The sequence below is a fragment of the Frisingicoccus sp. genome, from assembly GCA_016298055.1.
Lineage (GTDB): Bacteria > Bacillota > Clostridia > Lachnospirales > Lachnospiraceae > Frisingicoccus.
In genome coordinates this window covers 1-9236 of sequence record JAEDDO010000077.1, presented here as the reverse complement: position 1 = coordinate 9236, position 9236 = coordinate 1, and the positions used below count along the sequence as shown (strand labels likewise).

9 protein-coding genes are annotated in these 9236 nt (G+C 42.7%); all 9 read right to left on the bottom strand.

Features of this window, described 5'->3' with window-relative positions; genetic code table 11:
• Nucleotides 1-25: 25 nt before the first annotated feature.
• Nucleotides 26-655: a C39 family peptidase gene (locus QZZ35_RS07300; RefSeq protein WP_291236801.1), complete on the bottom strand. Its 630-nt coding sequence runs from the start codon at nucleotides 653-655 to the stop codon at nucleotides 26-28.
• Between the two features lie 79 nt (nucleotides 656-734).
• The gene (locus QZZ35_RS07295) at nucleotides 735-1319 is read right to left on the bottom strand and encodes a peptidylprolyl isomerase (RefSeq protein WP_291236800.1); all 585 of its coding nucleotides are present in this window, start codon (nucleotides 1317-1319) and stop codon (nucleotides 735-737) included.
• Between the two features lie 13 nt (nucleotides 1320-1332).
• Complete coding sequence (locus QZZ35_RS07290) at nucleotides 1333-2409, bottom strand: M24 family metallopeptidase (protein WP_291236799.1); 1077 nt, start codon at nucleotides 2407-2409, stop codon at nucleotides 1333-1335.
• A gap of 64 nt (nucleotides 2410-2473) precedes the next feature.
• Nucleotides 2474-3310, bottom strand: coding sequence for an ABC transporter permease (locus tag QZZ35_RS07285; protein WP_291236798.1), 837 nt, complete (start codon nucleotides 3308-3310; stop codon nucleotides 2474-2476).
• Nucleotides 3310-4329, bottom strand: a complete 1020-nt coding sequence (locus QZZ35_RS07280; protein ID WP_291236797.1) for an ABC transporter permease — start codon at nucleotides 4327-4329, stop codon at nucleotides 3310-3312. Before QZZ35_RS07280 ends, QZZ35_RS07285 begins: the two co-directional genes overlap by 1 nt.
• A gap of 168 nt (nucleotides 4330-4497) precedes the next feature.
• The gene (locus QZZ35_RS07275) at nucleotides 4498-6117 is read right to left on the bottom strand and encodes an ABC transporter substrate-binding protein (protein WP_291236796.1); all 1620 of its coding nucleotides are present in this window, start codon (nucleotides 6115-6117) and stop codon (nucleotides 4498-4500) included.
• A gap of 51 nt (nucleotides 6118-6168) precedes the next feature.
• Nucleotides 6169-7137, bottom strand: coding sequence for an ABC transporter ATP-binding protein (locus QZZ35_RS07270; RefSeq protein WP_291236795.1), 969 nt, complete (start codon nucleotides 7135-7137; stop codon nucleotides 6169-6171).
• A 3-nt stretch (nucleotides 7138-7140) separates the two neighbouring features.
• Nucleotides 7141-8139, bottom strand: a complete 999-nt coding sequence (locus QZZ35_RS07265) for an ABC transporter ATP-binding protein (RefSeq protein ID WP_291236794.1) — start codon at nucleotides 8137-8139, stop codon at nucleotides 7141-7143.
• A 141-nt stretch (nucleotides 8140-8280) separates the two neighbouring features.
• The coding region (locus tag QZZ35_RS07260) for a DUF6070 family protein (protein ID WP_291236793.1) at nucleotides 8281-9236 on the bottom strand (956 nt) is incomplete at its 5' end.

The following is a 9236-nucleotide window of genomic DNA, read 5'->3' as shown; positions in this document are numbered from 1 at the left end:
CTCCTGAAGTTATTTTCTTTATTCTTTATACCACAGTCAGCGCCTGTTTTCCAAGAGTATTATACCTTAAAGTGCAAATTTCTTTTTCATAGGCCGTCTTCTTTCCCTCATAAGGATCATTAAAATAATAGTGTTGATCGTCATATCCGATGAGCACCATACAATGTTCATTTGCCGGCCAGTAAAAATGACTTCCGTCTTTCAGATACCAGTCATTTCCCGGATAACTCTCCATCATGCCGATGGTGACCCATACAAGTACAGGTCTTCCCCAGTCAATATGATCCCGACAGAGCATATCAAATTCCGCCCCTGTCAGATTTCTTACACGATTTTCACATTTCATGCAGGAAATAAGTGCCTTTTCGATGACCGGAGCCATGCATCCGTAGGCATTTCGCTTTTTCGGATCACCGACAAAAAATTCAAAGGGATCCGGCCCAAAACGTTTCCCTTTTTCCTTATAAAAGACACTGTTTTTCGGCAAATGATTTTTCACAAAAGAGGTTACATCCACATCATATCCATGATAACCAAGAAGCATGACCGCACTGACAGATTCACAGCCTGTTGGAAAATCCGGCCATTGGGATAGGACCGGAACATCCAGAAGCGGCATACTAAAAGCTGCATCTTTTTTATCTGTATCAAACATTCAGAACACCTCGCATCCATAAAATGTATACCATACACATATTCAAAAAAATGCAGCTCTATGCATCTATTTTTTAATTTTAATCATTCCATATATTTGTCCAGCAAACCGGAAGCTCCGGATTTTCCACCCGAACCGGTTCCGGATAGTCTTTTCCGTAAAGCTCCAGCTCCACATGATCAATAATTTCCGGTTCCACCGGCTCATTGACTTCTACACCTTCAATCGGAAAATCAACCGGAATTGTTTTTACTTTTTCAAGCCGGTATATTTCATCCATGCCCTCAAGAACCTTGCCGAACACCGGATAAATTCCTTTATGATCCGGACAATCTCTCAAAGGAAAGAAAAATTCACAGCTGGCAAGGCCTGCTTCGCCGTAGCCGCCCATGCACACACAGCCCGGATGGGAATCTAAAGGTTCAATCTCCGGATTCAGCTGAAATTCATTCGGTATAAGATACTGACACTCTTTTGCGCCAAAAGCCGTATAACTCATATCGATCCAATTGCCCGGAACAATACGCTGGATTGCATGATGGTCCATATACCCACCCTTTGCTGCAAAAATAAAACTGTTCACTGTATTTGGTGCTGCTTCCGGAAACAATTCGATCACGATCTTCTTACCATTTGCCATATGTAAAGTTGCTTTTGGATTCATTAAAATATTCCTCCTATTCAATAATCTCAAGTTCTTTTGAATAATGATTGAGCACTTCACATCCCTCTTCTGTGACAAGTACAAGATCTTCCACACGAACCCCCGTATCCTCTGTCAGATAAATACCCGGCTCAATCGAGAAAATCATACCCGGCTCAGCCTTCCATGTGCTGACCGAAGACACATCACCAAACTCATGCTCATCCAAACCGATAAAATGTCCGAGACGATGTGTAAAGTTTGGTCCGTATCCCGCATCTGAAATAAGATCTCTCGCTGTTTTGTCAATTTCAGAAAGAAGCATTCCCGGGCGGATGACAGCCTCTGCAGCTTCATTGGCTTTTCGAACGGTATCATAAATTTCACGGCACCGGTCATCTGCATATTTATAATAAAATGTGCGGGTCATATCTGAACAATAGCCGTCTTTAATACATCCCACATCAAAAAGAACACAGTCACCTTCCTTTAAAACCGTATCATCCGGCATATGGTGCGGATCTGCTGCATTTGCTCCAAAAGATACGATCGGTTCAAAAGAAAAACTTTCTGCTCCAAGATCAAGATAAATTTTCAGCATTTGCTCCGCCACCTGCTTTTCTGTCACTCCTGCATGAATGAGACCTTTGAATTTCTCCATAGCCTGATCATTGATAAGAGATGCGGTCCGCATCTTTTTCTGTTCTTCTTCATCCTTGATTCCTCTTGTCATATCAACAGCCAGAGAACTTCCCACAAATCGAGATGCCGCATTCTTTTCCATCAACGGAAGCAAAAACCGGGCTTTCAGATCCTTATCAACACCAAGCGGAAGCTTCGGATCAATAAACTCAGCAACCATATCCATGACCGGATCCGTATCACTGTACCATACTTTTTCAACCGGCATATCCTCCGGTGCTCCGAAAAGACGGTTAATAAAAAATACCGGTTTTTCTTCCGGACGAAGCAGAAGTCCTAAAAAACGCTCTCCCGGAACAACCGACACATCGGTCAGATAATAAATAGATAATGGGTCCACAATAAGCATCTGAGAAAGTCCCATTTTATCTAAGGCATCCATAACTCTCTGAATTCTTGATTCTTTCATTATAATTTTCCTCCTAATGTAAAAAAGTCCCGTAGATTGTACTTTACAGGACTTTTCTTATTCATTAAAACTGTTTTCTTAATTTCGGATCTAACAGGTCTCGTAAACCATCACCGATAAAGTTGGCACCAACGGCCATTGTAAAAATTGCCAGTCCCGGAAATCCTGCGACCCAGAACTTATTAAAATAATCCACACCATCAGATACCATCATACCCCATTCCGGTGTCGGAGGTGCAGATCCGAGTCCGAGGAAACTTAATGTGGAGAACATTAAGATCTGATTTCCGATATCTGTAGTTGCCATAATAAGCACCGAACTGATACTGTTCGGAATGATCTCTTTAACAAGAATTCTTGCTTTGGAAGCCCCGAGTGCTTCAGAAGCGGCAACATATTCATTTTCCTTTACACTGAGCACCACACTTCGCATGAGTCGAGCATAGGTCGGCCAGGCAACAATAACGAGAGCGAACATGGTATTAAAAAGATTCGATCCCATGACTGCATTAATGATCATTGCCAGAATAAGCGATGGGAAAGATAAGATCATCTCGGAAATACGCATCATGACCGTATCCACAATGCCGCCCACATATCCTGCGATAGCACCGTAGAAAGTTCCGATAACGCCTGCAATGACAACCGTCAGACATCCTGCCAGAAGCGAATATCTCCCGCCGTAGATAACACGGCTGAAAATATCACGACCAAAATTGTCTGTGCCAAACCAGTGAGCACCGCTCGGTGGCTGAAGACGTATCGTCAAATCCTGCACGATCGGATCATAAGGTGCAATTACCGGTGCAAGTATCGCTGCCAGTATCCAGAAAAGGCAGATAATAATTCCCAATGTAAACAGGTAATTGGATTTCAACAGTTTTTTCAAAGCTCGTAACATTAGCTGCACCTCACTCTCGGATCAATAATACCATACAAAATATCAACGATCGTATTAATGACCATGTAATTCAATGCAATCAGAAGTGCCACGCCAATGATTGCCGGATAATCCGCGGATAAAACGGATTGATAAGCGAACTGACCGACACCAGGCCAGCTGAAAATAGTCTCAACAAGAACCATACCACCTAAAAGGTTTCCGAGTCCCAGACCAATAACTGTCAGAACCGGAATTAAAGCATTCCCCAAAGCATGACGAATGATCAGAGCTGTTCTTCCAAGTCCCTTGGCACGGGCTGTACGAATATAATCTGTCGACATGACATCCAAAAGGTTCGAACGGGTCGTTCGTGTGATCAAACCCATTGTAAATGCCGCCAGAACACATCCCGGAAGAATCAGATGACGAAGTGCATCCAGTGCTTTTGCCGGATTACCTTCAAGCAGACTGTCGATCACATACATTCCCGTCACGGTCTGCGGTGCAGAAAATGTATTGCTCAGTCGCCCCGGTCCTGGAAGAATCTTTAATTTATAATAAAATAAAAATAACACCAGAAGCGCAAACCAGAAACTCGGTATACTGACACCTGTGACCGAAATCGCACGCACACCCTGGTCAGCCAGACTGTTACGCTTGATTGCTGAAATAATACCAAATAAAATTCCAAAAACTGCGGCAATGATAATCGCAAACAATGCCAGTTCGATCGTTGCCGGATAACATCTTACAAGTTCTGTCAATACCGGCGTGTTCGTTCGAATCGAAGTACCCAGATCAAACTTAAAAAGATTTTTCATATACAAAATATATTGGACAAAAATCGGCTGATCCAATCCATATTTTGCCTTATAAGCCGCGACAATTGTCGGATCACTCAGCGCACGCTGGCTCAGATTGGCAACAACCGGATCACCGGGAACCATTTTTGTCAGTATAAATACCAGAGTAGCCACACCAAACAGCATAATTACAAGGTAAATCAATCTTTTTCCTATAAACTTAAGCCGTTCCATAGAACACATCTCTCCCCTCTTTTTCATTAGTGCTTTTATAACAGGTATTTTCGTCAGACCGCATGTCCTTACATAATATACATGCGCAATCACGACAACATCTGTACATGAAATGTCCTACCGGGAACAGAACAACCATCTGTCCCCGGCAGGAAAATATAAAACGGATTATTTCACGTTAATCAATGTAAGATCTAATGCATATGGATCAGAAATAGCAACACCTGTAAGTCTTGTGTTATAACCGATGTGTGCAGGAGCCTGAGCAATAAATACAAATGGGCCGTCTTCATACATCATATCCTGAACCTGTTCAAGAGTTGCAATTCGTGCATCATTTTCTGTAGCTGACATAGTTACTTCATATAATGCGGAAAGTTCCGGAGCCATATCTGTTGTCCAGCCGGCTCTCAGACCTACAGTTTCTCCCGGAAGGAATTCGAGCTGAACGTTTGGATCGTTGTAATCGATTCCCCAGTACATAACTGTAAATCCTAACTGTCCGTCACGGTAAGCATCACCGTATCCTGCAGCCCATGCCTGAGTTACAATATTGCAGTTGATACCGATCTGAGCAAGGTCATCTTTTACTTTCTGAGCAAGGTCAGTTAAAAGAATACCTTCCATATCAAGATCTGTTACAGTAAGGTCAATATCAAATCCATTTGGATAACCGGCTTCTTCAAGAAGTTTCTTAGCTTCTTCGATATTTGTATAATCAGCCGCTCTCTCACCTTTACTTCCCATAAATCCGGACTGGATAACAGAATAAGGTGTGATTGTACCCTGACCGCAGATTGTCTGGATACCTGTATAATCAAGTGCTTTACGGATAGCCTGCTGAACCTTTGGATTAGAAACAGGTCCGCCGATGCTTTCATCCATGTTCATCATAACAAAACCTACAGTTTTTGTTGCAGAGTTGATCAGCTCAACGTTTTCTGCACCTGCCAGTTCTGCCATTGTATCATCTGTCATATTCAATGCCACATCCACATCACCGGAAGATAATGCCATCATCTGAGCGTTGGAATCCGGCTGGATCTTGATGATATATTTGTCAACGTTTGTAGCTTCACCCCAGTAATTCGGGTTCTTTTCAAGAACAATTTCAGAATCCGGAATATAGCTTGTCATAATATACATACCGGAACCTGCACTTGTTGAATTTAAGTAATCCTGTGCAGTATCTGTTGTTGCTGCATCTGCTGCATCTGTACCACCGTTTTCTTTTACAACTTCACTGTCAAGAACAGCCAGTGCGGAGTATGTTAATTTTGAAAGGATCGCACTGTCCGGCTGTGTCAGGTGGAAAACAACCGTCTTAGGATCCGGTGTTTCAATGCTTTCAATTGTATCACAGATGAAGGATGGATTTCCCTGAAGATTTTTGCATCGATTAATACTGAAAGCAACATCTGAAGATGTTACTGTATTACCGCTTGCAAATGTTGCATCTTTTAACACAACTGTCAATGTCTTTCCATCTTCGCTGAATTCATATGTATCTGCAAGACATGGTTCCGGAGCACCGTCATTTGTGTAAAATTTGAAAAGATTCTCATAACATGCATTAATTGGAACCGGCGGATATTTCTCATAAACATATCCCGGGTCCAATGTTGAGAAGCCGGAGCCCATTGCTACAACAACTGTATTCTGGCCGGCTGCTTCTGTTTCCTGTGTGCTCTCAGCTGCTTTTGTTTCGCTCTTGCTTCCGCCGCCGCATGCAACACAGCCAAGCACCATTGTCAGACATAAGCCTAAAGCTAAAAGTCTTTTTTTCATAAAAACTCCTCCTAGAAATATATTGAGATGTCGATATTCGACATAATCTCCTTACTCATAAAGATGACACGCCACAAAATGTCCCGGATCAACTTCCTTCAGCTTCGGTGCAAGGATCCGGCACTTATCACACACTTTCCGGCAGCGTGTCTGGAAATGACATCCCGACGGCGGATTGGAAGGACTCGGAACCTCGCCTTCAAGATGAATACGCTCTGTCTGTATCTCCTGATCCACCTGTGGAATCGCCGAAAGCAGAGCCTCTGTATACGGATGATATCTTTTTTCATAAAGCTGATCATATTCCGCGATCTCAACGATACGACCCAGATACATAACTCCGACACGGTCACTGACCTGATAGACAACGTTCAGATTATGTGAAATGAAAAAATATGTCAGTCCCAGTTTCTGTTTCAGTTCCTGAAGCAGATTCAAAACCTGAGCCTGAACCGAAACGTCCAGAGCGGAAACCGCCTCATCACAGATGATGATCTTCGGTTCCAATGCGAGTGCCCTCGCTATACCGATGCGCTGCTTCTGACCACCGGACAATTCATGCGGATATCGACTCAGATGATATTCATCCAGCCCTACAAGCTGCAGAAGTTCTTTGATCCGTGCCTCCACATCCATCTGTCCCGTCAGCTTATGAATCTCAAATGGTTCCATAAGAATCTGCCGGATCGTACGACGCGGGTTCAGGCATGCGGACGGATCCTGAAAAATAATCTGTGCCTCCTTGCGCATCTGCTTCAGTTCAGAACCCCTCAAATCTGAGATATCCCTGCCATCCAGATAAATATGACCTTCTGTCGGTTTCTGAAGTCTTACAAGTGTGCGGCCCAGTGTACTTTTACCGCATCCGCTCTCTCCAACGACTCCGAAGGTCTCGCCCTTCATGATCTCGAAGCTGACGTCATCTACTGCTTTTACACTTCCGGATCTTCTGTTTTTTCCTTTAAAATATACTTTAACATGGTCGGCTTTTACCAGCACTTCCTTTTTATCTGCGGCCATAAGCTAACCCTCCTTACATTCATCTGTATCTGTATAAAGCCAGCATCTGACCTGACGTTCTTCGGAAATATGTACAACCGGCGGCTCTGTCTTACGGCACTTTTCTGTCGCATGAGGACATCTTGGCCAGAAACTGCAGCCCTCAATGCGTTCCGTCGGATTCGGCACCATTCCTTCAATTGTTGACAATGGCGGACGATCCTTCGTAATTCTCGGAATCGCACTCAACAATCCGATCGTATACGGATGTTTCGGATCTTTAAACAGATCTCTCACCGGTGCCTGTTCTACAATATGTCCTGTATACATAACGATAACCGTATCACATAACTCACTGATGACACCAAGGTCATGGGTAATAAAAAGAACAGAGGTATTCATCCTTTTATTCAAATCACGGATCAGATCAAGAATCTGAGCCTGAATCGTCACATCCAATGCGGTTGTCGGCTCATCCGCGATCAAAATCTGAGGCTGACAGGCCAAAGCCATCGCAATCATTACACGCTGACGCATACCGCCGGACATCTGATGCGGATATTCATGGGCACGAACTTCCGGATTCGCAATACCTACAGCTCGCATCATATGAACAGCCTCTTTCATGGCATCTTTTTTATTCAATCCACGGTGAAGCCGAAGAGATTCTGCAATCTGCTTACCGCATTTAATGATCGGATTCAGAGAAGTCATAGGTTCCTGGAAAATCATGGATATTTCATTCCCCCGGATATGCTGCATCTCCTTCTCCGGAACCTTCACCAGATCCTTTCCCTTATAGAGAATCTCACCCTCCGTAATCTTTCCCGGAGGATTCGGAATAAGCTGCATAATTCCAAGAGATGATACACTCTTTCCGCTTCCGCTCTCGCCGACGATTCCAAGTTTCTCACCTTTATGTAATGTGTAATTTAAGTGATTGACAGCCTTTACCGTACCTTCAACCGTCTTAAATTCAACACACAGATCCTTAATTTCTAAAAGTTTTTCTGACTGAATCATTTTCTCCACAAACTTTCTAAGTATGATAATCAATATATAACCTAGAATATACCATTTTTTGTATTAAAATTCAATACATTCTTCAACAATTTATTAAGTTAATGTATGAAATGCATTTTATCAAAAGTCAAAATGGACTTTTTACTCCACATTATTTGACAAATACTTAAAAGTTCCATCCTCAAATGGACACACAACCAGCTTATTTTTATACACACAATCCTCATTATAATCCGGGCGCACGCCATCAATGATCAATGTCCATGTCCCATCACCATTTTCGCTGTAATCCACAACCTCACCAAAAACAGGATAAGGCTTTGCCCGGATTCTTTCGTATTTATAGCTGTCCTTATCTGTATCATAGCCACAATATTGCCTGAGTTCATCTGTCGTCACCGGAAAATACCTTGTCATGATCTGCTCATAGATTCCCGCCGGTATCCTTCCATCTTCAACTTTTAGATTTTCTCCTGTATAAATACGGTAAATATCCTCAAACATACACGGCATGAGAATATCTGTTACATTGCTCTCATCCCAGTTCGTCACCAGCATATTATAATTCAGATAACTCAAACCTTTCACATACTTTTTCGTCATCTGCCTGCACATTTCCGATAAAGGTTCCACTCTGAAATAACCGCCAAAACTTGCATGTTCCATGACATAGGCATTTCGATAAATAAAATAACCTTTCTCTGTAAGCAAAATACTCTCCAGCTCATTCATACCGCATCCAATGATCTCCGGATTTCCGTCCCGATTCCATTCCATACCCACATAATAAAACTGAAGACTGCCATTTCTGCACGCAAAGGTCTGAGAAGATAAAATTCCGCTTTCATAGACCTTAAAAACAGTCACCATGCTGTCCTTTCCCGATATATATTCGGAATAAAACAGGTTGACCTGTTCATAATTTTCCATATTCATATCATCCGCTACACTGACAAATCCTTCCTCTCCAAGCCTCTCAACGAGACGCTGACACTGATCCTCCGTCAATATTCTGTATGCATAATCTGAATCCGGATTTATTAATTCCGCTTCCCGGTAAATATCAGAGCATAAATCTGCTGCTCTCATGGCTTCCT

What these genes read in the sequence shown, in the direction of transcription:
- QZZ35_RS07280 (WP_291236797.1), bottom strand. Translation starts at nt 4,329, where the DNA reads ATGGAACGGCTTAAGTTTATAGGAAAAAGATTGATTTACCTTGTAATT.
- QZZ35_RS07295 (WP_291236800.1), bottom strand. Translation starts at nt 1,319, where the DNA reads ATGAATCCAAAAGCAACTTTACATATGGCAAATGGTAAGAAGATCGTG.
- QZZ35_RS07285 (WP_291236798.1), bottom strand. Translation starts at nt 3,310, where the DNA reads ATGTTACGAGCTTTGAAAAAACTGTTGAAATCCAATTACCTGTTTACA.
- QZZ35_RS07270 (WP_291236795.1), bottom strand. Translation starts at nt 7,137, where the DNA reads ATGGCCGCAGATAAAAAGGAAGTGCTGGTAAAAGCCGACCATGTTAAA.
- QZZ35_RS07275 (WP_291236796.1), bottom strand. Translation starts at nt 6,117, where the DNA reads ATGAAAAAAAGACTTTTAGCTTTAGGCTTATGTCTGACAATGGTGCTT.
- QZZ35_RS07265 (WP_291236794.1), bottom strand. Translation starts at nt 8,139, where the DNA reads ATGATTCAGTCAGAAAAACTTTTAGAAATTAAGGATCTGTGTGTTGAA.
- QZZ35_RS07300 (WP_291236801.1), bottom strand. Translation starts at nt 655, where the DNA reads ATGTTTGATACAGATAAAAAAGATGCAGCTTTTAGTATGCCGCTTCTG.
- QZZ35_RS07290 (WP_291236799.1), bottom strand. Translation starts at nt 2,409, where the DNA reads ATGAAAGAATCAAGAATTCAGAGAGTTATGGATGCCTTAGATAAAATG.